Below are 25,474 nucleotides of genomic sequence, written 5' to 3' on the forward strand. Positions count from 1 at the left end.
TCACAACGCCGCCCGCGTTTCACGGTCGTCCTGAAGGCATCGACGGCGATCCTGGCACTCAGCTTGGGCTTTGCGGGATTGATCGAGGCTGCCGACGCCGCCACCACGGTGCCGCTGCCGAAGCCGCGACCGCTGGCGCGGAGTGCCGCCCCCCAGAACGTTGCGAAGTCGCTGCCGGCTCCGGATCCTCGCCCCTCGACCAAGCTCCCCGTCACCAGCCCTGCTGCAGCGGTCGAGCCGATGCGTCAGCGGCCGCCCACCGCAGCCCTGCACAAGCCGGCGACGCGCTCTGCGATCGCTGCGACCGCATCGACCTCCTCCGCCGATGCCGGCGCGCTCGAAAACGTCATCGAACTCGCACGCAAGAAAAGGGCTGGCGAAGCCACCGAGGTCGCCAACACCATCTCCGATCCCGTCGCGCGCAAGCTTGCCGAATGGGTGATCCTGCGCAGCGAGGACAACGGCGCCAGCGTGGAACGCTATGCGGCGTTCGTGCGCGCCAATCCGAGCTGGCCGTCGCAGAGCTTCCTGCGCCGCCGCGCCGAGGCCGCGCTGTGGGACGATCGGCGCGATGATTCCGCCGTGCTCGCTTACTTCGAAGACGAGCGCCCTTCGACCGGCAAGGGCAAACTGGCGCTGGCGCGTGCGGTGCTGGCGCGCGGTGACCGCCGCACCGCCGAGCAACTGGTACGCGACGCCTGGCGCAACGACACCATGTCGGAGGCGACCGAAACCACCGCGATGGAGTTGTTCGGACCGCTGATCACGCCGAGCGACCACAAGGCGCGGATGGATTCGTTCCTGTACGGCGACGATCTCGGCCCGGCGCTGCGCGCCGCCAAGCGCCTCGGCGCCGCTCAGTTGGCGCTAGCGCGAGCGCGGATCGCGGTCGACAAGAAAGCGTCGAACGGCAAGGCGCTGCTCGCCGCCGTCCCATCCGAACTACACCACGACCCAGGCTTTCTGTTCAGCAAGATCCAAGTGCTGCGCCGCGACGACATGATCGCGGAGGCCGGACGGCTGATGCTGACGGTCCCGCGCGATCCGGCCCGACTGCACAATCTCGACGAATGGTGGATCGAGCGCCGGTTGGTCGCGCGCAAGCTGATCGACATCGGCGATTATCGCCTCGCCTATCTGGTGGCGCGCGATGCAGCGACTCCGACTAAGGCGATCTACAGGACCGAGCATGAATTCACCGCGGGTTGGATCGCGCTGCGGTTTCTGAATGATCCCGCGACGGCCGCACAGCACTTCGCACGACTCGGACGCGACACCACCAACCCCACTGCCCTCGCACGCGCCGGCTATTGGCAGGGCCGCGCCGCCGAAGCTGCCGGGCGCATCCAGGAGGCGCGCGCCGCTTACTCGGCATCGGCGGCGCATTCCACCAGCTATTACGGTCAGTTGTCGCGCGCCAAGCTCGGTCTGGGGCAGCTCGATCTCAACGGTCCACCATCCGGTGGCCGCAACGCCGACCGGCTCGAGATCGTCCGCGCGGTGAGCCTGCTGTATGCGATCGATGAAGGCGAGATGGCGATTCCGATCTTCGCCGATGTCGGCGAGAACGGCGATGTCGACGCCCTGATCGGACTGAGCGAAGTCGCAGAACGGCGCAACGATGCGCGCGCGATGCTGCTGGTCGGCAAAGCCGCACTCAATCGCGGTCTGCCGTTCGATCACTACGCCTACCCGGTCAACGGCATTCCGCAGTTCCGCTCGGTGGGCCCCGACGTCGAACGCGCCATCGTCTATGCGATCGCCCGTCAGGAGAGCGCCTTCAATCCGGCAGTCGTTTCGCCTGCCAATGCCTACGGCCTGATGCAGGTGACGCCCGACGCCGGCAAGTACGTTTGCCGCCGCCACGGCTGCACCTTCGATCTCCAGCGCCTCAAAACCGATTCGGTTTACAACGCGGCGCTCGGCGCCGCCGAACTCGGCGGCCTGATCGAAGACTATCGCGGCTCCTACATCATGACCTTCGCCGGCTACAACGCCGGCCGCGGCAGCGTCCGCAAATGGGTCGAACGCTATGGCGATCCACGCGATCCGAAGGTCGACGCGGTGGATTGGGTCGAACTGATTCCGTTCGCAGAAACGCGCAACTACGTGCAGCGGATCATGGAGAACCTGCAGGTCTATCGCGCCCGCTTCGGCGGCGGCCACCGTTTGCAGATCGAAGCCGACCTCCGCCGCGGTGCCGGCGTCGGGACAGAATAGCGGCAGCCGGCTTTAGCGGTCGGTATCCGTCCAGCGCATCCTGCCCAGCAGCCCAGCGCATCGCCGAATTTCGCGCACGATCATCGCTCTGCTGAGAGCTCCGTCGCGGTGCGGCTTTGCCTCGAGCCCCCAGAGAGACGCCGGTGCACGCGCGCCTTATGTCTCGCCAATCGCAGCGGCAGCATCTCAATTCACGCAATCGGCCCACGACGTGAGACAACGAATGGGAGACAACGAAAAACCCCGGCGGTTGCCCGCCGGGGCTCATCAAATCTCGCTTCGAGAAGCGGGGATCAGAAGTTGCGCTGAACGCGGAGGTTGCCGCTCCAGACGCCCTGGTCCTTGAACTCGTAGTTCGCCTGCGGCTTGGTCGCCGAAGCCGTCAGCGGCAGCACGCCCGAGGAGGCCTGGTCGAGGTAGGTGTAGAGCACTTCGCCCGAGAACGTCAGGTTCTTGACCGGGGTCCAGCGGGTGACAGTGCCGACCTGAGCAATCGCGAAGTCCGGATTGCAGTTGAAGCCGGCGGTGTTCGCAACGCCGAGAGCGCCGCAGATCAGAGCAGTCGCGGTGCCGTTGTAGTCGATCTTGGTGTACGAACCGAACAGCGAGCTCGACCAGTAGGGGTTCCAGTTGTGGTTGAATGCACCACGGACGCCCCAGGCATTGGTCTTCTCGATGCCGGTGCCGGTCAGGTTGTTGAGGCCGGCGAACACGCCGTCAGCAGCAACACCGAACGCGACGCTCTGGTAGGTATTCGGAGCCGAGTTGTTTCCGTAGATCGCGAACGAGTTCGGGCTCACGCCGCCCAGCACGTAACGGGTCGCGCCGTTCGAGTAGGTCGCCGTGATGTTGATGCTGTCGCCGGGGCCGGTCGGCAGGTTCTTGAGCGACAGAGCGCCCTGAACCGCATAGCCCCAGGTGTCGCTCGGATGACCGGAGGTCTCAAGCGCGGTGTTGTAGTAGCTGGCGCGGACCTGGTGCGCCGCAGCCGAAACCTGGAACAGACCCCAAGCCTGGTCGACACGGATCTTGCCGACGATGTCGGGGATCGAGGTGCCGGCGTAGGAGTTGGCGCCGTAGGCCAGGAAGTTCGGAGCGGACGAGACGTTGTACAGCGCCGACTGCAGGTACGACGACTGATCTTCGAGCGAGATCGAGGCCGACACGCCGTTGCCGAATTCCGCAGTGTACGACACCTGGTTGATGCCGGTGACGTCGTCGTAGCCGCCGATCAGGAACGAAGTGTTGTTGCCCGGATAGCCGGTCCAGGGAGTGTCGAACTGCGACACCGCCTTACCGAAGGTGAAGCCGGCGAACTGCACGAAGGCGTAGTACACGCCGAGCGAGCCGTTGGCGACGGTGTCGGAACCAGTGGTCCACTGGAACACCGCATCGAAGTAGGTACGAACCACGCCGTACTCGGTCGCGGTGCGGGTGTCGATGTTGATGTCCTGACGAGACCGGAAGACGTAGTCGTTCGCGAGGCGGTTCTTCTGGCCAGCGGCACCAGCCCAGGCGGGCGAGTTGTACGCGCCGCTGCCGGCGAGCGTCAGGTCGGCGCGCAGGTAGCCGCCGAGCTTGATGCAGGTATCGGTGCCCGGGATATAGTAGAAGCCCGCACCGTAGATCGAGCAGACCTTCACGTATTCGACCGCCTTGGCCTTCAACGGGAGATCGGCCGCCTGCGCGCCGCCGACGGCGAGAAGCGCCGCTGCTGAGCCGAGGAACAGGCCCTTAACGATGTTCATGTAAACCTCCAAGTTGCTCTGTCGGGAAGGTTCCGATCCGCAAAGTGCAAGCACCCGCTGTGGTCCCTTAATCCCAGAAACCCGCCTAGCCGCTTCGCGCCTTTGGACACACCCGCTGAACGCGAGGGACTTAAGCGAACCACCTATTACGGGGCGACCTCGGGATGCCCCCCTCCGTCGCACCACGACAATTACCTAACAGTGATGCACAAGCAACAAGGGAGCCATGCTCTGGCCCCGTTTTCGGAAGGGGTGTTGCACAAATAGCACTCACCCGTTTCCGACGGCTGACACAACCATCTGTTTTAATTACACTTTCTAAATCGAGTTCGGCGGGTAATGCCGCACTGCAACAGGCGGGCCGCGGTGGATGAGCCGCCCGCCAACCGGCAAATACGCGGTCTGCAATGGCGGATTCCTGAGAATCGATTCCTCTGCTGGGACGAATCCGAACGTCTCCGCGACCCCGGCGGAGCCGCAAACCGGCGAAATGCAAGCGCCCTGCCCCGCGTCGCGCCGACATTCTCGTGCACAGGCCCAAAGGTCGCGGTGCAATCTGCGCAATCCCGCTTGCGAGCCGCGACCGTGTCGGGCATATCGAGCGCACCGGAGACGTGGCCGAGTGGCTGAAGGCGGCGGTTTGCTAAACCGTTATAGGGTTGTAAAGCCCTATCGAGGGTTCGAATCCCTCCGTCTCCGCCACCCCCTGTAAATCGCCCCAAAAAACGCAACAAAATCAACGCGGGTTCAAATCCGCTGTTGCACGTGTTGGACGTTTTGTTGGACGTTTTGTTGGACGTTTCCGGATCCAGCATGCGTTCTGCGGGGGTGATGCGCGGAGGGCGGCCATGACCGCCCTGCGCCCCATTAGGCCCCTACCGCTCGCGGGACTCACGCCGGCCACGGTCGGCCGGGAGCTGCCCGAGCTGGTCTGGGTCGACCCGACGAAGCTTCTGATCGACGCGACCTATCAGCGGAACCTTTCCGAGCGATCGATCCGCTTGATCCGGCGAATGGTCGAGAATTTCGCCTGGAACCGGGTGAAGCCGCTCATTGGGGTGCGCGTCGACGGCGCCATCCACATTATCGACGGACAGCACACCGGCATCGCGGCGGCCACCTTAAAGATTCCCAAGGTCCCGGTGTTCGTGGTGGCTGCCGGTACCGTGGACGAGCGGGCCCGAGCATTCGTAGGCCACAACACCGACCGGCTCGTCGTCTCCCCCTTCGACATTTACCAGGCGCTCCTGGCGTCCGGAGACGAGGAGGCAACGGACGTCGCCAACGTCTTCAAGCGCGCTGGCGTCCGCATCCGGCAGATCTCGCCATCCTCCGCCATCTCCCCGGGCGACACCGCCGCCGTCGGCCGCGTCCGCGGTCTCGTCGCGCGGCGAGGCGTAAAAGACGCAAGGCGTGTGCTCCAGTGTCTCGTGAGCGCGAAACGAGCGCCGATCAGCAGCGCCGAGATTACGGCCGCCGACCACATCATCTGCGTCGAACGAAAGGCCATCGAGTTAGACGTTCTCGCCGCTGCCATCCGCATCGACGGGACCGACGGGCTGTTGGAGGCGCAGGCCAAGGCAAAGAAAGCCAGGTCCCCAATCTGGAAGGAGCTCGCTTCGCGCTGGCTTCAACTTCTTGATCGGAGCGCCAAGTGACTCTTCGTGACGATCTCATTGCCTCGCTCGAAGCTGAGAACGATCAGCTCCGAGAGCGCTGCCGACAGCTCGAAACCATGCTCGGCATTCGGTTCGAGGCGCCGCCCCTCCTTTGTCTCACTCAGCAGGAAGCGGTGATCTTTGGGTGCCTACTGAAGAACCGCATCATGACGAGAGACGCGCTCATGATCGCGCTTTACCAGGGCCGCGACGAGGCGGAAGCGAAGATCGTCGACGTCTTTGTCTGCAAGATGCGGAAGAAGCTCAAGCCCTACGGAATCCTTGTCCAGACGAAATGGGGCGAAGGCTACTACTTCGACGCTGACAGCAAAGCGCGCGCTCAAAATCTTCTCGACCAGGTCAACGCCCAATGAGCAGCGACAAGCGAAAGCGCTTCCACCGTGCCTGCGCCCTCCTCCGTGAGGTGAACCGCATCTCCGGAGACGAAGGCTGCGTCGGCCAAAGCGGCCGCGGGATCTTCAGCACCAAGAATCCAGTCGTTCGCTACTGCCTTGATCGCGGCCTGGCGCGAATGGAGCGCAGACACCGCGGCGGCATCACCCGGCGCACGTATTTCGTCGTCAACGTGGAGCACGAACTATGACCGAGGCCGATCTTGGAAAGGCACCCCCTAGTGATCTTGCCGAACGTCTCAGAGCCGCAGCGCATGAGTTCGAAGAAACGCGCGAGTGGCACGCCAACTGCGAAGACGCTGATTGCACGCCGCATCAAGAATACCAAGTCGCCATGTCGGAAGCTTCGAAGGCGGCGATCGAGGGGGCACAAGAAATTGCTCGGATGAGCGAGCGTGACCAGTTGTTCGACGAGATGGTCGAGGCGCTACGACCGTTTGCCAAAGCCGCCGACCAATTCGCGCCAGTGTATGGCGACCGGGTGAATCTCGGCACGGAATTTGTGACGGTTGGCCACCTTCGCGCCGCCCGCGCCATCTTCGCCAAGGTGCAGCGATGAGCAGCACCCCGGCCAAAGCCGTCCCGCACGTGGACTCATTCGAGTGGATCGAGCGCCCGGTCGGTCCGCAGCCAATCCCGAAGTGGTGCACCGGCGCCGTGATCGATTGGATCGACGGCTACAGCAACGCGCCGGCGATGAAGATCAAGACGTCGGAAAATCCTTGCCAGTGGCCAGACAAAGCTTGGATCTATGAGGGCGACGGAGTATGGCGCGCGTACTCGGACGACGGGCGCGTTGAGCAGCATGTCCACAAGGGCTCGCTGACCTGGGATGACGCTAAGCAGGCGTGGTTGACCCCTCAGCAGAGGGGCTACGCCGGCCGGCATTTCGAAATCCAGATGAAGTACGGCTCGACGTTCGAGCAGCACGGCCAGCGCATTACGTTCACCCGCGATCGGCGGACAGTAATCTTGCGCGGCCCGTGGCACACGGGTGGCCCCAAGGGCTACATCGGGGTGGTCTTCTACGACACCAGCAACCCGTACAATGAGCGTGAGCACTTCAGGCCGCGCACTAGGCATTGGCGCCCATGGCATCGCCGAACGTTGTGCTTTGGCCTGATGATCTCCGTCGAGCTTTGGCTCCGCATCATTGCTCGCTACCAGCCGACCGTTCGCGTCGCGCGATGCGACTACGGCAGTTATCGGACCTTGGAGCCGGTTCGCGAGGATTGGGATGAGCCGAAGCGCTGGGCGCTTCGTTCCGGTGCGGAGCAGGTTCAGCGATGATCGCGCTCCAGAACGGCACAGAAATCGAGCCGGACGACGCGACGCCTGTCGAGTGCCCCGTCCACGGCGTCAAAACGACATGGGGGCAACTCAGCCCGATCCAGCGGCTCGCTGTCGAGACCGGCTTGGACACCGCCGACGATCTCCCCTGCATCCTCGCACACAGCAATCATGGATAGCGGCGCAAAAGGCGTTGCGATCTCTCGAACTAAGGAGAGGCTCGGATGAACCGCGATACACACCTCTGCATCGACGACGATTGCCCTTACCAAGGGCAGCCAAGTCCCCGCGGGTGCAAGTGCCACAAGACGGAGCTCGAGATGGTCGCGACGCGCGCGGCCGCCGCCGAGCAGCAGGTCAAGGACCTCCGAGCGGCGCTTCTGCGCGCGCGGAAGTGGTGCATGGGCGAAGGCTGGGACGGCGGTGTCGCGCACGATCTCCGGACATGGATCGATGCCGGCATGAACGGACCAGCGCCGCCGGCGCGCACGGCCCTGACGGAACCGACGGCCGTGGAGCGCGCCCTGGCGGCGCCGGAGCCCAATGGCGAGTCTGCCGGAGCGGCCACCGCGGACCCCGATCTCGTGCCGTTCGACTTGCCGCCGGCGACGAAGGAAATCGCCAAGGCATTTCACTCCCGCCTCTGGGACGACATCCATGAGACCTTCTTCGCCCTATGGGAGAGCTTCGAGGGCGATCCAGAAGCCCCGCGCAAAGCGGGTTCGGTGATAGCGCACATCTGCGTCGGAGCCGGGGCGAAATACGCGCTGTTCGGTGCTGAGTGCGCCGGCGCGACGCCACGGCGCGATCTTTGGGAGCTGCTTACTGCCCAGCACTTCGACACCGCTGTGAAATTCATCGCGGAAGCGTTCGCCAAGGCTTCGTCCGCCGACACCGAGACGGTGACCTGCATCGCCTGTGGCGAGGCGCTGAAGCTCGACGACGAAGTCCTCAACGATGTGAGCGGCGGCATCATCCACGCCGCGTGCTGCGGCCCGGAACACGACAGCTACGTGAATCTCGACGACGGCAGCCCGATCGGACCAGACGACCCGATTCCCACGCCTTGGAAGTGGTCGCCAGCATGACGCCGGATTTCTTCAACGTCGGCCGGTCAACTCGGCGCGTCCTGCTCAAGGAAGAAGCGAAGCACCGGCGCAGTGGATCGTGGGGGCCTTGGGAGACCGTCCATTTCCCCTTCGGAACGATCGGCTTCTCTTGGACGGCCGGGTTCACCACCGCGCACAAGAACAAGGTGTTCGCCGTTCTGGAGCGGCGCCTCGACAGCGGCGTCCGGCATCTAGCCGTGACGTCGCTGTCGGAGATCCGGCCGACATGGCGAGAGATGCAGCGGATCAAGGATGAACTCGCCGGCCCCGACAAAACGGCTGTCGAAGTCTATCCGCCAGCCACCGAGGTAATCGACGCCGCGAATATGTTTCACCTCTGGGTACTGCCGGATGCCCTACCGTTCTCGCTTCACGATCGCGCCGCAACCACGCCCCGGGCTCCGAGCGAGAACATGCGCACGACCACGAGCCAAGAAGGCAACAGATCATGAAGGCTACAAAGCACTCCAGGTGGGTGATCGTCGGCTTAAGCGGCCTCTACACCGGTCAGTGGCTTACCCGTGCTGCGGCGATCGCCGGCCATGTCTGCTGCTCCCGCAGGTTTGATGAGCTCGACATCCAGGTGTCGGACATGCCGGACGGTACCAACGGTAGGCTGAGCACCGCCCAGCGCGAACTGTGGGCGAAGCGGCGCGCGGACGGCGACCGGTGCATTAAGGCGACCATCATCGTTCCCGCGTTTGGGAAAGGTGGTGCGTCATGAATCTTCGCACGCTGAAGAAGCTGTCAAAGCGTGCCGCGCCGCTGCTTGGCCAGCTCAGATCCTACTCCGGAGACCAATTCCCGGCGCCCAAAGACGACGACAGCTATCACAACACCTTCATCGGCGATCGCAAGCACTGGGACCGGCTGCCGTGCCATCCAACCTACGGAGCAAGGAATGACTGGCCAGGCAAGCGCGGCTCCGAGATCGTGTTCACGACACGCGCCGGCCGGCGGAAGATCCTCCGACCACCGACACACGCCCGCAAGGGGACGATCATGGTCGGCGGCATGTCAGGGTATTTCGAGCCAGAGTGGACTGAGGAGTCGGCGTGGGACGCGCTGAGTGGTTACGTTCGCGAACACTTCACCGAGTACGTGCCGGACAGTGACGGGGACGAATTCCACCTAACGCGACGGCTCAACACCCCATCTGACGTGTTCCGGGCAGCGCGGGAGATCATCGCCGCCCAGCTGGCAGGCCGCGTGATCTGAGTGCGCGTCATGGTCAAGGCAATCTCCTTCCACCGCTGGGTCCGCATCGAAGACGTGCCGGACTACTTGCTGCTCGGCTGGATCGCCCTGCCGACACTGCAGGGAACGCCGCACGGAGAATGGTCGGTGCACTGCGCCTGGCTCTGCGGCTGCCCAATGGTCGAGCCGATCCAGGCGCTGCGTACCATCGCCATCTATGACGCCATCAGTCGCGAACACGCGGAGGGAGAAGCTCAGCTTCTCGACGATCTCTCTGCGCTCATTTTGCGAGCTACAGGAGGGGAAAATGGCTGAAGTGACGGGGCCGATCTCAACCTTGCCTAGAAGCGGTCACGAGCTTCCGGAAGGGACGAAGTGCGACAACCACCCAGATCGTTTGGCGGTCGCTCGCATCCAAGGCGAAACCGACTCCTTTGGCTGCGAGATGAACGATCTCTGTCAGGAGTGCCTTGATGCAGATCGCGCTTACGAGCGATCCGAAGAGGCGAAAACAGGGCGCTGCGACTGGTGCAAAAAGCCGTCGACCGGCCTTCGCTGGAAGCGGGACTACGAAGAAGGAATGCACGGGCCGGTCTATCACGTTTGCGGCGCCTGCGCGAAGTCCTACGACGCCGCGGTCGAGGAAGAGCTCGACTACTGGGATGGACCGTCCGGTTGGGACGGCGAATAGGCCACTTCAACCGCGGGTGCAGATATGTCGTTTGACATTGAAAGACATTGCTCGTGTCGGTCAGTCCGGACCCAACAGACGGACGCGATCCCATTCTTCCTTCTGAAGGACAGCACCGAGAACGATGTCGACGGTTTCAAGGTAGCTGTGCCACATCGGGTGGCCCTCGAACCTTGCTTCTTCCGGGTTTCCGTCTCTGCGGCACAGGGCCCTGGCAGCCCGTTCTCGCGGCGATTGAGACCTAACCATGCCGTCCTCCGCAGTCGGATGACTCAACGTCCATCGCATGATGGTTCTGGTCAAGCATCATGTTCAACCGCTGGTGCAGATCGGCAGTTGGAGCGCGAAAATGCCGGATCAACCTTCAATGACTAAAAGCCAAAACCTTGAGGAATTACCGATGCCGATCACATTCTACCCGACCATCGCCTGCTTCGTTCTGAGCGCCCTCCTCTGGCTCTATTCCAGCAGGATTCCTGTTGCCGCTGGCGCCAGTGTTGCCGGGACGATGATGCTACTTGCAGTCATTGCTTTCGGGCTCATTGGGGTTTTGCTGCTTGGCGTCACCATCGGCCTCGTAGCCTCCGGATAGCAACTGATGGCCCGCCTCACCATCAGCAAGCCGATTTGCGATTGGATCGGTGCCGCCTTCAAAGATCGGCGCCGCGGAAAGAATTGGCTTTGCAGATCTTGCGGGGCGACCGGCAGCGGAAGAGCGCCGCCGGCGTGCCCATGCAAGCCGATCGAAATCAGTCACCCCGAGAGCGGGTTTGGCCCCAGCTCCGCAGACAGCAAAGGACGATGATCGTGGCCTATTCTGATTACGGCGGCTACGCCTACCGAAACGGCGAACGGCAAGAAGATCGGAGCGATGCCGTGCTGTCGCCAGATGGCATCAAGTCGACCCCTGGGATGTGGCCCGGATGGGTGATGGCTGAAGGCCGAAACGGCAACAGCTTCCATGTCATTCTCGGCGACGGCCCGATCTTCGTCAGCCTCTACAAGCAGAGTCACATCGCCATCAGCCGGCTTGGCCAATCGCTCAATCTGATCGAGATCATGACCGACAAGCCGGAGGGCGCCATCGCATCCCACGACGGCATCGAATACATCTCGCACGACTGGTTCATCGAGCGAGAGAAGCCGTGCACGTTTCGCGTCGACGGCCACCTCATCACGGTCTTCTGGACTGTCGAGGACAACTACTACCAGTACGTCCGCCTCGAGCAGCCCGACGGAACTGTTTGGACAGGATGGTCCGGCTATGGCGTCGGGGCCGGGCTCGACGATGGCTCATACGGCTACAGCAGCGAAGATCGGAGCGCGATGATGATGGAGCTCTTCTCGGAGTTTCCACCTCAACTCGCCAGCTCAACCCAGAACGAGGCTTCCAAATGCGGCTAAGCTGGAAAGCCTATTCCTACGTGATGTTCTTCGTCGGCCGCATTCTGCCGGCCATCGCCGCCATCGCGATCGCCGCCGCCATCACCGCGGACGTGACGAACTGGCTCAGCACTAGGGGGTATGGGGATTAAGGTGTGGAAACGGCATGACGCTTGAACCATGCATCCGTGTGGAGTCGGTGGCAGGTCGGGCACATCATCTTCGGCGTCCGCCTGCTCCTGGTCTTGAGTTCGACCGGGTACATCCCGAGGCACTCGTCGCAGATGAAGCTGCCAGCCGGCACCACGTTGTCCGGATCGAACAGGATGCGGGCGCGCAGCACCGGGAAGCTGTAGCCGACGCCGACCCGGTTGATCATCTTGACCGTCCGGTTCTTGCCCTCGGTGTAGCCGTTGGTGATCGGCCAATCCCAGTAGTTGAAGACCTCGGTGCGCCAGTTCTTCATAGCCCTGGTCAACTCGGCGAACGGCTTCGTCATTTCGGCCGGCAGGTCGCGCAGCCAAGCGTCGTAGGCGGCCATTGCCTCCGCCTTCGTCGTGCATTTGTCGTAGATCGAGTAGAACCGCTCCTTGGCGTCGTAGGCCCGCTTGATCTTCGGCACGTTCTGGAGCCAGCCGTCCAGCGCAAGCCGTTCATGAGCCTTCAGTTTGGAGGGGCGCTTCAGCAGGAGATGCCGGCTCCGCATCATCATCCGGCGGCCCTTGACGTCGTGCTCCTGGCCGACTTCCTTCCGAACATTGTTCAGCCCGTCGTTGGCGTACCGGACGACGTGGAACTTATCGACCACCAGGGGGACGCCGAGCACGTCGCGGACGGCGTCGCGATACGGCACCCACATGTCGGTTACGACGACCTGGATGCGCTCCCGGTCAGGGAGGTGCGACAGCCAGCGGACGACCGAAGGCTTGCTCCGGCTCTCCACCATGTCGATGACCTTCTTCTTCGCCACGTCCGTCAGGATCAGCCGCAGGCTGCGCATGACGGTCACCTCGTCCATGCCGAGGCAGAGCGGCGCAGACGGCTTGTAGGCGGCGTCCAGCGCCTCCAGGTGGTCGTAGGAGACCATCCGGACGGTCTTCGGAGAGACGTTGAGGTCTTCGGCGATCGACGAGTAGGTCCGAACCAGGGACTGCTTCTCGATGTACTCGACGCAGCGCCGGGTCATCCTGCGGGTGTCGTCCATGTCCGGAAGCGGCTGGAGGAAAGTCTCGGAGCAATGCCGGCACCGGAAGCGCTGGCGGCTCACCTTGATGACGACCGGCTTGCCGTGAACCGGGGCGTCGCGGTAGGCGATATCCTTCCGGCCGTGGCGGTAGACTCCCTCGGCTCCGCACTTGGCGCACGTGTCCACCGAATCCTTGAACTCGGCGGAGATCACATACTCGCCATCGATGATTGGCGCCTCAAGCACGGTCCAGTCCTTCAGATACAACAGGTTGATCATGGTTCCCCCGATCCTTGCCGGATGGACCATGCCGCAGAAGGATTAACGTGTGGAGTCCCTCCTGGTGTCCCAGATCGTTTCCGTCGGGGTGACAACGCTGAACGAGTGCTGAGACAATTCGTCCCGGAGAGTGCGTGCGAGATCAATTGCACGGCTCAGAATGTCGGAAGGCTCCGAAGGAAACCGGGGGTAGTTGATCAGTCCAACCCTGAAACCAGCCTCCTCACCTCCAGTGTAGATGAAGTCGATCGGCTCAACGGTGACGCACAACCCGACGTCGTAGCAGTATTTTCGGCAGATCATCTTGGCCTGATTTATGTCGCCGGCCATGTAAATCTGCGCCGTGAACGTCTTAACCTGGGATTCTGTCATGATGCGCTCCTATTCGGCTGCACAGAGCAGTCCGCATTCGGCGTCGTGGTCACCCCACTCTCCATCGTCAAACAACGTCGGAGACCGCTCGACTTCCGAGACCAGGTCGGCGACCCGATCCCTTTTGTCGAACCATCCACGTCCGTTTCCTCGCTCAATGCCTTCTTGGTCAGACCACCAACCAGCGCAGGCCGGATTGTCGCGGATGATCGACTTACGGATTCCGCGCCCCTTCATGAAGCAGAGGTCGCAATTACCCTCCCAAGGTCGGAGGTTCAGGTCGAATGGCTGCCGAGACCAGAACTCCATGACCTGCGGCTTGGTGACCTTGGCCTTCGCCAGAGGCGCGAAGCACCTCCTGCCGTCGTTGTCGTTGCGGGCGAGCATCTTCATCACCCTCATCCCCTCGTCGTAACGAAGGCCGATGATCTCGGTGTATTCGCCGCTGGTCCAACCCCAAGACTCGGCCAGTGCGAAGAGCGGGCGGACCTTCAGAAACTCGGTGCACCACCGCTCCTTCCAGTTCGGAAGCCGCTGCTTCTTGACGATCAGAGCGGCGAACGGTTCACCGGACCTGCTAGCGCTGTTGAAGCCGACCGTGTCGAAGCAAGGATTGGCGTCGCGCCACTCGATCCAATGGATGCGCACACCCCAGCGCGACCCGCATTCGTGGACGAACCGAAGCGTCTCCTCTCGCTCCTTCCCGGTGTTGGCGAACGCGACCCTGACGTGATCAGGGAGCGCCCCGCCGTGAGCCTGGACGATCTCATGAAGCATGAATGCGGACGTTCGCCCTCCGCTGAACGAGATCAGCGACGGTCCATCGAGCAGAAACGGGTTCATCGGCCGACCTCACTTCCACACCTTAATCCCTTTCTATATAGGACTGGACGCGGAAGGATTCAACATGATAATCCCCATAGCCGCACTAGGCACAGCAGCGCGTCAGCTTCCTCAAGTTCTGACATCAAGGGGGAGTGACCGTGGCAACAGAAGATGAAGACGAATACGACGGCTGGGACGATGTCGCTTGCGACCATGAAGGGTATGACGTCGACATCATCTCGGGTCGTGCGTTCTGCTGGCGATGTGGAGAAGCATGGAGTGTGTCTGACGAAGAACTGCGCCGACACGCCGAAGCGATGGCTGAATATGCCGAGTGGGAAGAACGGGAGAACCGTCGACAATGGTGGCGCGACCTCTGGAACGGGCTGACCACTCCCATCCGAAAATTCACGAGACGGCTATCGCCAGATGCTGACGATGGAATACCGTTTTGATTCCCAGGAGACAACGGACAATGAGCAAACAGTTTGATGCGAAGCAATCAGCGTTGGCGGCGTATCCTCGCGATCGAGAGGCTGGTGTTGCCCTGTTTCTCGAAATCCTCGGAGACGTCAGCGAGAAGGACTTCATCTACGAGGAAGGCTGCACACCAGAAGAGTACGTCTACGGTCCGCGTCCGGCCCAAGAGGATGCGAGCACGTGACCGAGGATGACAAAGAGTTTTTCGGTTCGCTCAGCGGCGACGTCCAGCGGATCGAGCGAGAGGCTTACAAGCGCGGGCTACTCGATGCCGCCACCCAGGCCTTCAACGTCTGCGCTGAGGCTCATCATGTCACGCTCGGGCGCAAGGCGATGGAAGCCATCGAAGCCACAGCAGCAGGCGTCGTCTGAATTGGAGGTGGAGATGAAGAAGCCGACGCCCGAGATGATCCGCGATCAGTTCGCCGCCCAAGCTCCAATCGGAACGCCTTGTCTGTATTTCCCAGTTCGGCCATTCGACCGCAAGGATGCTCTCGCGACCAAGATCAGATCAGAACCGTGGATCTTGGGGCACGGCGCCGTCGTCGTCGCCATCGAAGGCAGGACCGGCGGCGTCTGCATCGAACACATCGCATTTGAGCAGGTCTAGGTGATCGTCATGGAAACAGACGAACTTGATCGGATCTACTCCACGATCGCCGGCCACCAGGCCGCCGACTCATATTTCGAACGCCACGGGATCGCGGCCGCCCCGATCCTGACCGTGACGGACGATGAGACCGCCGACGCGATTGCCGAGTATCTGCGGCCGCGGATCGAAGGAAAGACCGTGGTCGAGATCGGCGGCGGGCTCGGCCTCCTCTCCCTCCACATGGGCCTGATTGCCAAGCGGGTCTTCTGCATCGAGGCAAACCCGATCTGGTCCGTTCTCTTCACGGAGGTGTTGTTCCGGACAAAGCCGCGGAACGTCTCGTACCTCTTCGGCACGGCCGACGAGTTCGTTGGCTCCATCCGCGGCGACGTTGCGGTGATCTGCACGCATTCCGACGTCACCGGCATGAGTCTGGTGGCAGCTCAGTTCGCGCCGGCGGTGATCGATGTCTACGGAGAGATCATCCGGTCGGCGGCGCCAGGCCGATTTGACCCCAGCATCGTCGCCGGAAGGGATGCAAAATGGGGCTGATCGAGCGCGCGGCCGATTTCGCGCGGCGAGCGCACGCCGGGCAGACGAGGTCTTACACCGGGGCGCCCTACTTCGAGCACCTCGAGGAGGTGGCGTCGCTATGTGAGCTCGTCGCTGCCCGGCCGGCCGTAGTGGCGGCGGCCTACCTTCACGACATCATCGAGGATACCGACGTTGCGCCTGATGATCTTGCGCGCGAGTTCGGAGACGAGATTTCAGGATTGGTTTGGGAGGTGACCGATCAAAGCACCATGGCCAGCGGGAATCGGCCGATGCGGAAGGCCATCGATCGCGCATACGTGGCGCGGGCCTCTGAGGGCGGCAAGACGGTCAAGCTTGCCGACCTGATCTCAAATACGCGGGACATCGAACAGCATGCCCCGGGCTTCGCGAAAATCTACATGGCTGAAAAGCGCTTGCTGCTCGGCGTGCTGACCGAGGGCGACCCGACGCTCTTCCGGATCGCCGCCTGGCAGGTTGAGCAGTACGAAGCTGGCAGGGGCGGCAGGAATCAAACCTACGTAGCCGGTTTTGGAAGCCGGAGTCCTGTCACTGGACGACGCCCCCTCACAATCATCGTCGATGAATTCGGGGTGGATGGTTGATGGTCCCGGCCGGCGGAATCGAACCGCAACGTTTCCGCGTCCACAGCGCGGCGTTCTGACCACTGAACTAGACCGGGAGAGGAAAACAGATATGCGCAAGATTTCGATGCTCGAGCAGATGCGGATGGCGCGCGCCGAACGCGAACGGCCGCTGCAGCGGAAAGTCGATAAGCTGAGGGTGCAGCTATCCGATGAGCACTACCTCAACCTCAGACTACTCGATGATCTCGCCACGATGAGCTTGCTGGTCACCACCGACCTCGGCAAGCACATCATTCAGTTCACGCGCGATAGCATCGCGGCTGAGTACGAGCCGGTCCTGCGCCAGGTCTTGGCGGCGCGCGGGCCGGTCCAGGTGGCGATCGATCCGCAACACGTCAGAACCGCCCGAGATCCCATGACCGCGCTGTTGGAACTGGCGGCGCGGCAATTCGACCAGCGCGCCAAAGCATCGATCGGAAGGATCGACACCGGCTCCGGCGTCGTGCGCACGCTGCAGATCTCGGTGCCGGCGGTGACAGTCAACGAGAGCGTCGTAGATCTGGTCCCGGCAGGTTGATTCGAACAACCGGTGGCGCCGTATGAAAGCGCTGCCTTAACCGCTTGGCTATGCCGGGATGATTGCTGGGAGAGCCATGAATGTGCCTGACCGGGAAGACGAGATATCGATCCGCGCTGTTCGGCACGAAGGTCGTGCTGCAAGTCCAATACGAATTGACTGGGATGCTGGCCTACTCGCGGCGGATCGGGACCGAACTGCGCTGGAGAGATGCCACACCGAACGATCTCTTGCGGTTGCTGGTGCCGGCCCGCGATGGAGAACGTCCCGCGCTGCCGACGACGGGATCTGGCGTTCGCCCGCCCGGTCCGCCGCCTAACCCGCCGAAGCGCTGACCCCGCTGACGCCGGCTGGGATATTCTGGAAGCCGGTGAAGGACTCGAACCCTCGACATCCGCCGTCAAAAGGCGGCGTCCTACCACTGAACGAACCGGCTGAGTTGGCCCTGCCAACGGGAGTCAAACCCGCGAAGTTCCGGTTTGAAGGACCGGCACCCTTATCACCAGGCGATGGCAGGAGAAGTGAAATGCAGGATGAAGACAAAGAACTCGGACGCGAGCTGCTCACAATCGCGCGGCAGATGAACGTCCCGGCTGGAGGAATTCTGACGCATAGCTCTCTTATCGGGAAGATGAAGTCCGCTCATACGCGGGAACGAGCGGTTAAATACGCCCTCTTTGAAGGCTGGATCGAACTGCATGAGATAGGGTATCGCATAACCGTAAAGGGGCAGCTCCATGGATCGTGAGATGAACCATTCGGTGCCGATGGCTTGGATCTGGGAAGCGCGGCTAGGCACGTTCCGCCCCTCCACCAAAGCCTTCTTCTGCGTTGAACCGCACACGCTGGTGCCGATAGACCTCATCGTCCCGCCGAAGCGAAATGAGAATGTCGATCTGGACGAAGGCGGGTTTGGAAAGGATCGCGCGATGTGGATACTTACGCGTGTCTATGATGCCGAGCCAATCCCGCCCATTCGATTGGCACCAGGAGCGCCGCACCAGGTACGAGATGGCTTTCACCGGTTCTACATCTCGCTCGCGCTCGGCTACTCGCACATCCCTGCCGATATCGAGACGTGGACCTGAATTGGAGCGGGTGGCCGGAATCGAACCGGTCCTTGACAGCTTGGAAGGCTGCTGGTCCACCAATGACCCACACCCGCATTTCACATTGAGAAGAACGATGGATCTTCCCGAACTGGACAATGCTGCTCGCGTCAATCTCCGGGAGAAAGACCTCAGATACTACGAGAAGTACAAGGCCGACCTCATAGCGAGCGGCGAAACGGAAGAGGATATCGATCTGATCTTGCGCGGCTTCATTTGGGACGCCACGGAAGGATATGATGATTGAATGGCGGAGAGTACAGGGATCGAACCTGTGCACCCGTGAGGGCTCGACGCGTTAGCACCGCGCTGCCTTACCGCTCGGCCAACTCTCCGCAGTTGAATTCATGGCGATCGCGGCCGGACTCGAACCGGCAACCTCCCGGATAGGAGCCGGGCGCTCTATCCGGTTGAGCTACGCGACCCGTCGTCCAGTGATCCGCCAATCGCCAGACTCATCCTCAACGGCCCGCTCGACCTCGATCGAGCAACCGTGCTGGGCCTCCGTCCAGACGCGCTCGTTGTCGGCGGCGGCGAGCGCCTCAGCCGCGGTCATCGCGGCCGCCGGAAAGATCAGGCAGACCCACTGGTCGCCAATTGCTGCTGGTCGCATGAGCGTCAATCTCGTGTCGTCGGAGTGATGGCGGGCGCACGAGGACTCGAACCTCGTTTCCGGGCTTAGAAGACCCGAGCCTATCCAGTTGGCAGATGCGCCCGCAAGATGGATGCCCCGGCCGGTGCTGCCCCGGCTCATGGAGGTTTTGCAGACCACCGCGTTCCTGTTTCGCCACGGGGCAAGAAATTGGCAGCCGCTCGCGGGATCGAACCGCGGACCACTCGAGTCAGAGTCGAGTGCTCTACCAGCTGAGCTAAGCGGCAATGGGGAGCGCGGCGCGTGCGCCACGCTCGTCTTCAATTCGACCGCTCGACTTCGTGGATGAAGCGCAGAACGCCCTCCGAGAAGCCGTCGATGTGGATCCAGCGACCGTATCCGACGCCGTTCCGATTGGAGGCGACGTTGATCATGTAGGCGCGCTCAGCACCCGGCGGCGGCACCGGATCAGCGGACTGCTCGTCCGTGATGACGATCAGCCGGTCGTGCGGGATGGCGTTCACCGCGGCTACAGCCGCCCCAAGCGCCGTCCCGTTGTGAGCCTGCGAGCGCTTGATCGCATCGACGCCGGCCATGCCTCGCCGCGGCGGCACCTCAACCACTCGATCCGAGAAGGTGAAGAGCCGCAGCTGCTCGGCGTTGACGATGGCGCCGAGCGCCGCCGCAGCATCCATCCTGACCATGTCCGACTTCTGGGACATCGCCCATTCCATCGACTTCGACACGTCGACCAGAACAATGGTCCGACCGCCGAGCCGCGGCAGATCGGCGATCGCCGCCTGCAGAGCCTGGTCGAGGAACGGCTCGAACTGCGGAGCAGCCCGGGCCGCCGCCACGTACCGGAACGGCAGGACGCGGTGAGCGCCCTTCCGGGCCAGGATAGCGCCGCGGATGAGGTCCTGGTCAACGCCGGCGGCCGCCATGCCACGCAAGTTGCGCAGCAGCGCCAGATAGCCGAGCTTCTCCTCCCGGAGCAACCGCTCGAAGGTCTCGCGCTTGTCGGCGCCGCCGGAGAGCGCAACCTCCCAGGTGTCAGGCGTCGAAAGCGTCCGATCCTTGATGCGGCGGAACAGAGCGGACTGCTCGTCGTTGGCCGGCCGCGGCCGAACCATCCGCAGCACGTCGCGCAGCTTCACCGCACCGTCCCGGTCATACTTTGCCAAGCGGTGCTCGTCGAAGCGGCACAGCGCCCGCGCCAGGCCGCTCCGCATCTGCGCTGGCACCATCTTGCGGCCGTTGCGCCAGTAGATGGCGAGGAGCTCGCCCATCTCATCAGCGCGCTGGATCACGCGGTCAACGGTGTCGGCCACGATGCGATCGCCCTTCCCGGTCTTCGACAAGACGTCGAGCAGCAGAAGCGGCACATGGCGCAGATTGAACGTCTCGCGCGCCTCGATCGCGATGCCGGCCAGCACTGCCGGCGGCACCTTCTCGGCGTGCTCGACGATCCGGTCTGCAATCGTCTTTCCGTCCTCGTAGAACTCCCGCTCCCACAGCAGGCACGACATGACGGACCGCCGCAGCTGCTGCTCAGCTGAGAGGTGGCGGATCGCCGGCGCTCCCTCGTGGGTGAAGACCGGTGCGATCTTGGCTGAAACGTTGAGACGCATGGCGACCTCCTTCGGTTGGTGGTGTCGCCATGACGGGGCCTGGCAAGCGGCGAGCGCGGAATATGGGCCGAAGCCCGCTCTTTCATGGCAAGAAGTATCCGCGATCTATCAGCGCAGGCCCCGTCATGGGGACGTCATTTGACGTGCAGATCTGCACGCACATTTCCATTGCGGGACCGGGCAAGTATCGAGCCCGGACACAGTAAGCGCTCTACCACTGAGCTACCGAAGTTTCCTTCGGGTTGGATTCGAACCAACGACCTCTCGCTACCAAAGCGAAGTAACCGGGATCTGCAGCGCCGATCCCGCAATGGAATTCTGGTCGGGGCACGCGGATTCGAACCGCGGACCTGCGGTACCCAAAACCGCCGCGCTACCGGACTGCGCTATACCCCGAAGAAGATGGACCACCCGGAGGGACTCGAACCCCCGCCCTGCGCGTTCGTAGCACGCCGCTCTCTTCCACTGAGCTACGGGTGGATGGCACTGCCAACCGGATTCGAACCGGTGTTTTCGCGCTGAGAACGCGACGGCCTAACCCCTAGCCGATGGCAGCATGTCGTTCTTCCAACGAACTGCAGCGCCGCTATGATCGTGACCACACGAAAGGAGCTGCTGATGGACTTTCTCGTCTACGGCGGAATTACCGCTGATCGCACGCACCCGACAAAGCGTCCCACGTTTTCCATTGAGGAAGCCGTGTATTGTCGAGAAGACCAGCTGGATGCGACGTTGCAGGATCTGATGAGCCGCCACGTCACTACCGGGGCAGTCCGCCTATCGGACCCCAAAGCTTTGGCGGCGCTCGTGCATGCCGGCCTGTGCTGAGATCTATGGCTGCTCGAGCAGGGTTCGAACCTGCCTCTATGCGGCCACTTCGGCACCATGAGAGAAGAGCCCGCGGTCCCGTCTCCTTGTAGGTCGAGCTGAACAAGACGTGGAGCAGTACCACGCTCCTTTTCGCTTCTTTCCTCCGCACTCGCACCGAACCAGCGTAACTGGCTTTGTGATTGGTCGGCATATCTCACGGAATGCGAGTTCATCAAACGCCTTGGCGTCCGGATTTACTACAGCCACCCCAGCATGAACCTCGCGATGACAATTTGCGCAAAGCAGCACGCATTTCTTCAGTTCGGTGATTAGCTTCAGGACGGCCCGCGGTGCCGAACGAATTTGTCCGAATGTCAACTCCTTCGCCGACGGATCGAGATGGTGGATTTCAAGAACGCCCATGCACCGATCATATCCGCAGTTCTGGCAGCATCTGCCCATTGCGAAAACAACGCGCTCTTTGAATCTTGCTCGCCACAACTTGACGCGGCCTGACTTTGACTTGGCTCCAGCGGCTGGGGTCGAACCAGCACCCTCCCGGTTAACAGCCGATTGCACCACCATTGTGCTACGCTGGAATAGATCGTCGACCACCGAGGTGGTGGTTTTTGACTCACAAACTGCTTGGGGTATCGTGCTTTCAGCCATGACCTGCGCTCCAACGCTGGTTGCGGTTAGGCCCGGGCATGACGCTCCAACGTCGGCCTGGGCCGTCTGAATCTATCAACAGCGATTCATCTGGTCTACCAGTTCCGCCATCGAGCAATGCAGTGGACTTCGCGTCCACGATCTGGTTGGATTTCTAGCGATTTCGCCAAAGGATTGCGCAAATGCATTTTGGGACCATCGCGGCGATCGCCGCCATTTTCGCGCTCGCAGGATGCGCGGGCACCGACAGCCACACCAGGATACTCGAGAAGGAAGGCGCTGTTCGCGTAGACCCTGCTCCGCCAGGCCAGCCATACGACTTCGTCGTGTCGATCCGAAACGTCAAAGACATCGGTTATGATCCGGACAACAAGGCCACCCGTGACGAGTTGGCGACACGGATGCTCCGCGAGCAATGCCCATCATCTCGGGTGATCGGCGAGACGGTGATCAACACCGGAGAGTATCTTCTCGGAAATGCTGCGCGATCTTACGCGGTCCAGGTCCGCTGCAAGCCATAAGTATGGTGGAGACACGGGGTACCGCCCCCCGCGCGGCGATCTTGCAAGGATCACCTGCACCCTTGTGCTGTCCCCGTGTTATTCTTGATCGGCCAATCTGGAGCCGATCATGTCAGTTGTTCTTGAGTTCAAGCCGCCGGCGCGACCAACACCGAAACCGGCTCGGCGCGGGAAAAAGATCTGGCGACATCCAACGAAGGAATACGTCCGCGCCGAAGCGGAATGCGAGATCGCCAAGGACGGCGCGCCAAATGTCTACACGAGCTATCTCATGTTGCATGGCGTCTACCCTTCTCCGCAGCAGGCTACTGCAATGGGCCTCCGCCTAGGCCGGCGCGTTCGGGCTGATGACGGCCAGCACTACCCACCGAAATCAAAAGCCGAGAAGCTGCACGACAAGAAGATGCGTGATCGGCAGAAGGAAGCAGCCCGCATCTACGACGGCGTCCTCCGGGTACAATCAGCGATCCAGTACGTGGCATCGCTCCAGGCCACTCCCGAAGAGATCGCCGCCTATCTGAGCCGGGAGTGCCCCGCGCTCGGCGACGGTGATGCGATTGAGCGCAACATCGACGTGGCAATCGATCGCCTCCAACGTTTCGCAGCAGCGTGGCGCGCGAAGCACCCAATCAAGCAGGATCTGGCGCCGCCCCGCTGAATCGAACAGCGTCCTCCTGCTCTTCAGACAGGCGTGCGCACCAGCTACACGAGGGCGGCGTATTTGGAGCGGGCAGCGGGAATCGAACCCGCGCCTCGACCTTGGCAAGGTCGCAATCTACCACTGAGATATGCCCGCATTTTGATGCGCAGAGATGGAGTCTCTTTACACCAGAAACTGCATGTATGCCGCGCTGGGCAATGTAAGTTTGAATTTTAGATGCTGGATCGCGGCCCGCGGAATCTCATATTTCTGACCATCGGCCGTCACAACGAACAGGATATCGTATGAGAACTGGTCGCCGGTCTTTCCGAGATAGTTCGCCTTGCGGTTTCCACCCTGCATCGAGAGGGTAACCTCGAACTGCCCGGCGCGCGCCATCCTGCAAGTTTTGACTTGCACGCGCTTCAGTCCGCCGCCTTTGTCGACCACTAGATCGTAGTCCTGACTGTCGTTAAGGGGCACCGAGACGGTTACCATTTCGGACACGTAGTGCGCGATCGCGAGGCCGAGACCGACATTCCCTTGCTGTTTCGTATTCTTGGCGTGGCTGAATATGGTGCGTGGGGCTGGATTCGAACCAGCAATGTTTGCCTCAAAGGGATCCGATTTACAGTCGGACGCTACACCACCGCCGTAGCCGCCCACGCCTGAAACGTCCATCAATCAGTCTCCGTCGTTGGGCTCGCCACATGCCACGGTGTCTGCGCGAAGCTGGTTGCAGGGGTCGGAATCGAACCGACTGTGCCTCTCGGCATCAGGTTATGAGCCTGATCAGCGCCCGGTGCTCGTCCCTGCGTCAACTGGTGCCCAGGCTACTAACTCCAAGGCGGCGCCGGCGGTACGTCCGCGCGCGGCGCGATATGCGGCTCGTATTGGCCAAACGCGGCGGAAACGAGTCGAAGGTGGAGGATGGCCAAGGAATCGAACCCTCACCGCTCTCGCGGGCCACGGTTTTCAAGACCGCTGTCAGACCATTCCGACGGGACCATCCAATTTTGGTTGCCCCTGCTGGACTCGAACCAGCGGCCTCGACCTTCGGAGGGCCGCGCTCTACTCCACTGAGCTAAGGGGCAGTGCTTTGTTTCGATTCTTGCCCCAGTTCGCAGCAGACCATCTGGCCGAGCCGACGAGATCCGGGAATAGTCGATCGAGATCTTCCTCGAGCTTCTTTTCGGCGGCCCGCTTGGCGTCGTACGCCTCCGTCACCGGCCGGTGTGCGGCGCGCGACTCCTCCATGGATCTGGCGCTGAATTCCTTCAGTTCAGACTCCAGTTCAGCTATCACCCGCTTACGCCGATCGATTTCGCGATTCCGCCATTCGTCGACCTTCATCTCCGCGGCTTTCGCCGCCTCGATAGCTGGACCGAACCGTCGCTCAATTTCGTCGAGCCCAGTCTTCTCGGCCTGGTTGCGCGCTTTCTTCCGTGCCCAGTAGGCCTTGTCGCGATCGCTCCGCGCCTTCTTGCTCGCTGCCTTCTGCTCCGGTGTCATCGCCATGGCCCGCTCCGTATTGACGGGCCGACGATGGAGCAGTCACCGCCGGGACGGAATGGGTCACAGAGGACCATCAACGCCAAAATGGCCGGCACCGATCCCGCCGCGCCGTTCCCCTGTCGCTGACGCGTGAACGCCTGGGGTTTGTGAGAACGGGCACCGCCCAATGTCCGCGTCGCCGCGGCCGCTGCAGGAAGTGCAATGCTGCCGGCAAACAAAGCCGCCGGCAACAAATGGTGTACAGCTTAGGAGCGAAATGCCGGTTTTCGCAATTCACTTCAACCGTTAGATCACGGCTCGAGCTCGACGTCCCACCACAGGAAGTCGCGCCAGGTCTCATGCAAGAAGTTCGGCGGAAAGAGCCGTTGCGCCGCGACGAGTTCGTGCACCGTCGGCTCCCGCGGGATACGGAGCGGTTTGATCCGCAAGCGATCCTTCTTCGTGTTGCACGGGCTGCACGCCGCGACGATGTTCTCCCAGCAGGTCAGGCCGCCGTCGGCGCGCGGGATCACGTGGTCGAAGGTGAGCTCGCCGCGGAGGTGCTGATCGCCGCAATACTGGCAGCGGAAGCGGTCGCGGAGGAACACGTTGAAGCGGGTGAATACCACTCGCGTCGGCGGGCGCACGTATTCGCGCAGCGCGATCACCGATGGAATTCGCATCACTACCGACGGGCTCCGCACGACCTGGTCGTACTCGGCAACGACGACGTGCGAGCCCTTTACCACCGACCGGACCGCCTCCTCCCATGAGACGAGCGATAACGGGAAATGGCTGAGCGGTTGGAAATCGGCGTTGAGCACCAACGCCGGGTGCGCGGATGACATC

At 62.2% G+C, this 25,474-nt stretch carries 38 protein-coding genes, 20 tRNA genes and 1 pseudogene; 30 read left to right on the forward strand and 29 right to left on the reverse strand.

Going from position 1 to position 25,474, the window contains the following annotated elements:
- Positions 1-2,220, forward strand: a 2,220-nt coding sequence (locus DYI24_RS00710; RefSeq protein ID WP_349627720.1) for a lytic transglycosylase domain-containing protein, incomplete at its 5' end; no start/stop codon positions are given.
- Between the two features lie 293 nt (positions 2,221-2,513).
- Here the strand turns inward: DYI24_RS00710 and DYI24_RS00715 are convergent.
- Positions 2,514-3,968, reverse strand: coding sequence for a porin (locus DYI24_RS00715; protein WP_164570887.1), 1,455 nt, complete (start codon positions 3,966-3,968; stop codon positions 2,514-2,516).
- Positions 3,969-4,576: 608 nt separating this feature from the next.
- Here DYI24_RS00715 and DYI24_RS00720 point away from each other — a divergent pair.
- From DYI24_RS00720 to DYI24_RS00795, 16 genes are all read left to right on the forward strand, one after another.
- Positions 4,577-4,670, forward strand: a tRNA-Ser gene (locus DYI24_RS00720).
- A 146-nt stretch (positions 4,671-4,816) separates the two neighbouring features.
- Positions 4,817-5,626, forward strand: a complete 810-nt coding sequence (locus DYI24_RS00725; RefSeq protein ID WP_164570888.1) for a DUF6551 family protein — start codon at positions 4,817-4,819, stop codon at positions 5,624-5,626.
- On the forward strand, positions 5,623-6,000 hold the full coding sequence (locus DYI24_RS00730) for a winged helix-turn-helix domain-containing protein (protein WP_349627721.1): 378 nt from the start codon (positions 5,623-5,625) through the stop codon (positions 5,998-6,000). The genes DYI24_RS00725 and DYI24_RS00730 overlap by 4 nt, the downstream gene beginning before the upstream one ends.
- The gene (locus tag DYI24_RS00735) at positions 5,997-6,230 is read left to right on the forward strand and encodes a hypothetical protein (protein ID WP_164570889.1); all 234 of its coding nucleotides are present in this window, start codon (positions 5,997-5,999) and stop codon (positions 6,228-6,230) included. The genes DYI24_RS00730 and DYI24_RS00735 overlap by 4 nt, the downstream gene beginning before the upstream one ends.
- Positions 6,227-6,598 (forward strand): hypothetical protein, encoded by a 372-nt coding sequence (locus DYI24_RS00740; protein ID WP_164570890.1) that lies wholly within the window; start codon positions 6,227-6,229, stop codon positions 6,596-6,598. Before DYI24_RS00735 ends, DYI24_RS00740 begins: the two co-directional genes overlap by 4 nt.
- Positions 6,595-7,329 carry a hypothetical protein gene (locus DYI24_RS00745; RefSeq protein WP_164570891.1) on the forward strand — a complete coding sequence of 245 codons (735 nt, stop codon included), beginning with the start codon at positions 6,595-6,597 and terminating at the stop codon, positions 7,327-7,329. Before DYI24_RS00740 ends, DYI24_RS00745 begins: the two co-directional genes overlap by 4 nt.
- Positions 7,326-7,508 carry a hypothetical protein gene (locus DYI24_RS00750; RefSeq protein ID WP_164570892.1) on the forward strand — a complete coding sequence of 61 codons (183 nt, stop codon included), beginning with the start codon at positions 7,326-7,328 and terminating at the stop codon, positions 7,506-7,508. Before DYI24_RS00745 ends, DYI24_RS00750 begins: the two co-directional genes overlap by 4 nt.
- A gap of 141 nt (positions 7,509-7,649) precedes the next feature.
- Positions 7,650-8,417: a hypothetical protein gene (locus DYI24_RS00755; protein WP_164570893.1), complete on the forward strand. Its 768-nt coding sequence runs from the start codon at positions 7,650-7,652 to the stop codon at positions 8,415-8,417.
- Positions 8,402-8,890 carry a DUF7694 domain-containing protein gene (locus DYI24_RS00760; protein ID WP_349627722.1) on the forward strand — a complete coding sequence of 163 codons (489 nt, stop codon included), beginning with the start codon at positions 8,402-8,404 and terminating at the stop codon, positions 8,888-8,890. The genes DYI24_RS00755 and DYI24_RS00760 overlap by 16 nt, the downstream gene beginning before the upstream one ends.
- Entirely contained in the window at positions 8,887-9,162 is a 276-nt protein-coding gene (locus DYI24_RS00765) for a hypothetical protein (protein WP_164570894.1), read from the forward strand. Before DYI24_RS00760 ends, DYI24_RS00765 begins: the two co-directional genes overlap by 4 nt.
- Complete coding sequence (locus DYI24_RS00770) at positions 9,159-9,656, forward strand: hypothetical protein (RefSeq protein ID WP_164570895.1); 498 nt, start codon at positions 9,159-9,161, stop codon at positions 9,654-9,656. Before DYI24_RS00765 ends, DYI24_RS00770 begins: the two co-directional genes overlap by 4 nt.
- 9 nt (positions 9,657-9,665) lie before the next feature.
- Positions 9,666-9,950 (forward strand): hypothetical protein, encoded by a 285-nt coding sequence (locus tag DYI24_RS00775; protein WP_164570896.1) that lies wholly within the window; start codon positions 9,666-9,668, stop codon positions 9,948-9,950.
- Positions 9,943-10,326 carry a hypothetical protein gene (locus DYI24_RS00780; protein ID WP_164570897.1) on the forward strand — a complete coding sequence of 128 codons (384 nt, stop codon included), beginning with the start codon at positions 9,943-9,945 and terminating at the stop codon, positions 10,324-10,326. The genes DYI24_RS00775 and DYI24_RS00780 overlap by 8 nt, the downstream gene beginning before the upstream one ends.
- 286 nt (positions 10,327-10,612) lie before the next feature.
- Positions 10,613-10,918 (forward strand): hypothetical protein, encoded by a 306-nt coding sequence (locus DYI24_RS00785; protein ID WP_164570898.1) that lies wholly within the window; start codon positions 10,613-10,615, stop codon positions 10,916-10,918.
- Between the two features lie 209 nt (positions 10,919-11,127).
- Positions 11,128-11,730, forward strand: coding sequence for a hypothetical protein (locus DYI24_RS00790; RefSeq protein WP_164570899.1), 603 nt, complete (start codon positions 11,128-11,130; stop codon positions 11,728-11,730).
- Entirely contained in the window at positions 11,721-11,861 is a 141-nt protein-coding gene (locus tag DYI24_RS00795; protein WP_164570900.1) for a hypothetical protein, read from the forward strand. The genes DYI24_RS00790 and DYI24_RS00795 overlap by 10 nt, the downstream gene beginning before the upstream one ends.
- Here DYI24_RS00795 and DYI24_RS00800 read toward each other — a convergent pair.
- The 3 genes from DYI24_RS00800 to DYI24_RS00810 are packed head-to-tail and all read right to left on the reverse strand — an operon-like array spanning position 11,858 to position 14,389.
- Positions 11,858-13,174, reverse strand: a complete 1,317-nt coding sequence (locus DYI24_RS00800; RefSeq protein WP_164570901.1) for an ISL3 family transposase — start codon at positions 13,172-13,174, stop codon at positions 11,858-11,860. The genes DYI24_RS00795 and DYI24_RS00800 overlap by 4 nt on opposite strands.
- A 42-nt stretch (positions 13,175-13,216) precedes the next feature.
- Positions 13,217-13,546 carry a hypothetical protein gene (locus DYI24_RS00805; protein ID WP_164570902.1) on the reverse strand — a complete coding sequence of 110 codons (330 nt, stop codon included), beginning with the start codon at positions 13,544-13,546 and terminating at the stop codon, positions 13,217-13,219.
- A gap of 9 nt (positions 13,547-13,555) precedes the next feature.
- The gene (locus DYI24_RS00810) at positions 13,556-14,389 is read right to left on the reverse strand and encodes an adenine nucleotide alpha hydrolase family protein (protein WP_164570903.1); all 834 of its coding nucleotides are present in this window, start codon (positions 14,387-14,389) and stop codon (positions 13,556-13,558) included.
- 140 nt (positions 14,390-14,529) lie between these two features.
- Here DYI24_RS00810 and DYI24_RS00815 point away from each other — a divergent pair, with 140 nt between their 5' ends.
- From DYI24_RS00815 to DYI24_RS28720, 6 genes and pseudogenes are all read left to right on the forward strand, one after another.
- Positions 14,530-14,826 (forward strand): hypothetical protein, encoded by a 297-nt coding sequence (locus DYI24_RS00815; RefSeq protein ID WP_164570904.1) that lies wholly within the window; start codon positions 14,530-14,532, stop codon positions 14,824-14,826.
- 20 nt (positions 14,827-14,846) lie between these two features.
- Positions 14,847-15,035, forward strand: a complete 189-nt coding sequence (locus DYI24_RS00820) for a hypothetical protein (RefSeq protein ID WP_164570905.1) — start codon at positions 14,847-14,849, stop codon at positions 15,033-15,035.
- Positions 15,032-15,223 (forward strand): hypothetical protein, encoded by a 192-nt coding sequence (locus DYI24_RS00825; RefSeq protein ID WP_164570906.1) that lies wholly within the window; start codon positions 15,032-15,034, stop codon positions 15,221-15,223. The genes DYI24_RS00820 and DYI24_RS00825 overlap by 4 nt, the downstream gene beginning before the upstream one ends.
- Positions 15,224-15,236: 13 nt before the next feature.
- Positions 15,237-15,461, forward strand: coding sequence for a hypothetical protein (locus DYI24_RS00830; protein ID WP_164570907.1), 225 nt, complete (start codon positions 15,237-15,239; stop codon positions 15,459-15,461).
- Between the two features lie 9 nt (positions 15,462-15,470).
- Complete coding sequence (locus DYI24_RS00835) at positions 15,471-15,995, forward strand: hypothetical protein (RefSeq protein WP_164570908.1); 525 nt, start codon at positions 15,471-15,473, stop codon at positions 15,993-15,995.
- A pseudogene (locus DYI24_RS28720) lies at positions 15,986-16,291 on the forward strand (HD domain-containing protein); the annotation flags it as partial. The gene DYI24_RS00835 and the pseudogene DYI24_RS28720, both read left to right, overlap by 10 nt.
- A gap of 54 nt (positions 16,292-16,345) precedes the next feature.
- On the opposite strand, the gene DYI24_RS27980 reads toward DYI24_RS28720, so the two are convergent.
- From DYI24_RS27980 to DYI24_RS00850, 3 genes are all read right to left on the reverse strand, one after another.
- Positions 16,346-16,510 carry a hypothetical protein gene (locus DYI24_RS27980; protein WP_205523315.1) on the reverse strand — a complete coding sequence of 55 codons (165 nt, stop codon included), beginning with the start codon at positions 16,508-16,510 and terminating at the stop codon, positions 16,346-16,348.
- Positions 16,489-16,562 (reverse strand) — tRNA-Trp (locus DYI24_RS00845). The genes DYI24_RS27980 and DYI24_RS00845 overlap by 22 nt, the downstream gene beginning before the upstream one ends.
- A gap of 38 nt (positions 16,563-16,600) precedes the next feature.
- Positions 16,601-16,677: transfer RNA gene (locus DYI24_RS00850), tRNA-His, on the reverse strand.
- Between the two features lie 29 nt (positions 16,678-16,706).
- Here DYI24_RS00850 and DYI24_RS00855 point away from each other — a divergent pair.
- Positions 16,707-17,159, forward strand: a complete 453-nt coding sequence (locus tag DYI24_RS00855; protein ID WP_164570909.1) for a hypothetical protein — start codon at positions 16,707-16,709, stop codon at positions 17,157-17,159.
- Here DYI24_RS00855 and DYI24_RS00860 read toward each other — a convergent pair.
- From DYI24_RS00860 to DYI24_RS00870, 3 genes are all read right to left on the reverse strand, one after another.
- Positions 17,143-17,217, reverse strand: a tRNA-Met gene (locus DYI24_RS00860). The genes DYI24_RS00855 and DYI24_RS00860 overlap by 17 nt on opposite strands.
- Positions 17,218-17,520: 303 nt before the next feature.
- Positions 17,521-17,595: transfer RNA gene (locus DYI24_RS00865), tRNA-Gln, on the reverse strand.
- A gap of 4 nt (positions 17,596-17,599) precedes the next feature.
- Positions 17,600-17,676, reverse strand: a tRNA-Glu gene (locus DYI24_RS00870).
- Positions 17,677-17,685: 9 nt separating this feature from the next.
- On the opposite strand from DYI24_RS00870, the gene DYI24_RS00875 reads away from it, so the two are divergent.
- Both DYI24_RS00875 and DYI24_RS00880 read left to right on the forward strand, forming a co-directional pair.
- A complete protein-coding gene (locus DYI24_RS00875) occupies positions 17,686-17,907 on the forward strand; it encodes a hypothetical protein (RefSeq protein ID WP_164570910.1) in 222 nt (73 codons plus the stop codon).
- 1 nt (position 17,908) lies between these two features.
- On the forward strand, positions 17,909-18,247 hold the full coding sequence (locus DYI24_RS00880; RefSeq protein ID WP_164570911.1) for a hypothetical protein: 339 nt from the start codon (positions 17,909-17,911) through the stop codon (positions 18,245-18,247).
- Positions 18,248-18,249: 2 nt separating this feature from the next.
- On the opposite strand, the gene DYI24_RS00885 is transcribed toward DYI24_RS00880, so the two are convergent.
- Positions 18,250-18,324, reverse strand: a tRNA-Gly gene (locus tag DYI24_RS00885).
- Between the two features lie 20 nt (positions 18,325-18,344).
- Between DYI24_RS00885 and DYI24_RS00890 the strand changes: the two genes are divergently transcribed.
- Positions 18,345-18,515 (forward strand): hypothetical protein, encoded by a 171-nt coding sequence (locus DYI24_RS00890; protein ID WP_164570912.1) that lies wholly within the window; start codon positions 18,345-18,347, stop codon positions 18,513-18,515.
- 1 nt (position 18,516) lies between these two features.
- On the opposite strand, the gene DYI24_RS00895 is transcribed toward DYI24_RS00890, so the two are convergent.
- The 8 genes from DYI24_RS00895 to DYI24_RS00930 all read right to left on the reverse strand — a co-directional run bounded on the left by DYI24_RS00895 (position 18,517) and on the right by DYI24_RS00930 (position 21,047).
- Positions 18,517-18,603 (reverse strand) — tRNA-Ser (locus DYI24_RS00895).
- Between the two features lie 13 nt (positions 18,604-18,616).
- A tRNA-Arg gene (locus DYI24_RS00900) sits at positions 18,617-18,693 on the reverse strand.
- Entirely contained in the window at positions 18,684-18,890 is a 207-nt protein-coding gene (locus DYI24_RS00905; RefSeq protein ID WP_164570913.1) for a hypothetical protein, read from the reverse strand. The genes DYI24_RS00900 and DYI24_RS00905 overlap by 10 nt, the downstream gene beginning before the upstream one ends.
- A gap of 19 nt (positions 18,891-18,909) precedes the next feature.
- Positions 18,910-18,984, reverse strand: a tRNA-Arg gene (locus DYI24_RS00910).
- Positions 18,985-19,180: 196 nt separating this feature from the next.
- Positions 19,181-20,491 carry a TROVE domain-containing protein gene (locus DYI24_RS00915; RefSeq protein ID WP_164570914.1) on the reverse strand — a complete coding sequence of 437 codons (1,311 nt, stop codon included), beginning with the start codon at positions 20,489-20,491 and terminating at the stop codon, positions 19,181-19,183.
- Positions 20,492-20,810: 319 nt separating this feature from the next.
- Positions 20,811-20,887, reverse strand: a tRNA-Pro gene (locus tag DYI24_RS00920).
- A gap of 7 nt (positions 20,888-20,894) precedes the next feature.
- Positions 20,895-20,971: transfer RNA gene (locus DYI24_RS00925), tRNA-Arg, on the reverse strand.
- Position 20,972: 1 nt separating this feature from the next.
- A tRNA-Glu gene (locus DYI24_RS00930) sits at positions 20,973-21,047 on the reverse strand.
- 62 nt (positions 21,048-21,109) lie between these two features.
- On the opposite strand from DYI24_RS00930, the gene DYI24_RS00935 reads away from it, so the two are divergent.
- Positions 21,110-21,319 (forward strand): hypothetical protein, encoded by a 210-nt coding sequence (locus DYI24_RS00935; RefSeq protein WP_164570915.1) that lies wholly within the window; start codon positions 21,110-21,112, stop codon positions 21,317-21,319.
- Between the two features lie 506 nt (positions 21,320-21,825).
- On the opposite strand, the gene DYI24_RS00940 is transcribed toward DYI24_RS00935, so the two are convergent.
- A tRNA-Asn gene (locus tag DYI24_RS00940) sits at positions 21,826-21,900 on the reverse strand.
- A gap of 252 nt (positions 21,901-22,152) precedes the next feature.
- Between DYI24_RS00940 and DYI24_RS00945 the strand changes: the two genes are divergently transcribed.
- Positions 22,153-22,491: a hypothetical protein gene (locus DYI24_RS00945; protein WP_164570916.1), complete on the forward strand. Its 339-nt coding sequence runs from the start codon at positions 22,153-22,155 to the stop codon at positions 22,489-22,491.
- A 109-nt stretch (positions 22,492-22,600) separates the two neighbouring features.
- Positions 22,601-23,149: a hypothetical protein gene (locus tag DYI24_RS00950; protein WP_164570917.1), complete on the forward strand. Its 549-nt coding sequence runs from the start codon at positions 22,601-22,603 to the stop codon at positions 23,147-23,149.
- Here DYI24_RS00950 and DYI24_RS00955 read toward each other — a convergent pair.
- The 9 genes from DYI24_RS00955 to DYI24_RS00995 all read right to left on the reverse strand — a co-directional run bounded on the left by DYI24_RS00955 (position 23,133) and on the right by DYI24_RS00995 (position 25,473).
- Positions 23,133-23,208 (reverse strand) — tRNA-Phe (locus tag DYI24_RS00955). The two genes, DYI24_RS00950 and DYI24_RS00955, sit on opposite strands and share 17 nt — an antisense overlap.
- Before the next feature lie 5 nt (positions 23,209-23,213).
- Positions 23,214-23,287: transfer RNA gene (locus DYI24_RS00960), tRNA-Gly, on the reverse strand.
- Positions 23,288-23,314: 27 nt separating this feature from the next.
- Positions 23,315-23,737, reverse strand: coding sequence for a group I intron-associated PD-(D/E)XK endonuclease (locus DYI24_RS00965; RefSeq protein ID WP_164570942.1), 423 nt, complete (start codon positions 23,735-23,737; stop codon positions 23,315-23,317).
- Positions 23,707-23,799: transfer RNA gene (locus DYI24_RS00970), tRNA-Tyr, on the reverse strand. Before DYI24_RS00970 ends, DYI24_RS00965 begins: the two co-directional genes overlap by 31 nt.
- Positions 23,800-23,864: 65 nt before the next feature.
- A tRNA-Met gene (locus DYI24_RS00975) sits at positions 23,865-23,948 on the reverse strand.
- 107 nt (positions 23,949-24,055) lie between these two features.
- Positions 24,056-24,143 (reverse strand) — tRNA-Ser (locus DYI24_RS00980).
- Between the two features lie 5 nt (positions 24,144-24,148).
- A tRNA-Arg gene (locus DYI24_RS00985) sits at positions 24,149-24,225 on the reverse strand.
- Positions 24,203-24,649 carry a hypothetical protein gene (locus DYI24_RS00990; protein WP_164570918.1) on the reverse strand — a complete coding sequence of 149 codons (447 nt, stop codon included), beginning with the start codon at positions 24,647-24,649 and terminating at the stop codon, positions 24,203-24,205. The genes DYI24_RS00985 and DYI24_RS00990 overlap by 23 nt, the downstream gene beginning before the upstream one ends.
- Positions 24,650-24,936: 287 nt before the next feature.
- Positions 24,937-25,473 (reverse strand): HNH endonuclease, encoded by a 537-nt coding sequence (locus tag DYI24_RS00995; protein WP_164570919.1) that lies wholly within the window; start codon positions 25,471-25,473, stop codon positions 24,937-24,939.
- Position 25,474 lies beyond the last annotated feature (1 nt).

Source organism: Rhodopseudomonas sp. BR0C11 (genome assembly GCF_010820945.1).
Classification (GTDB): domain Bacteria; phylum Pseudomonadota; class Alphaproteobacteria; order Rhizobiales; family Xanthobacteraceae; genus Rhodopseudomonas; species Rhodopseudomonas palustris_H.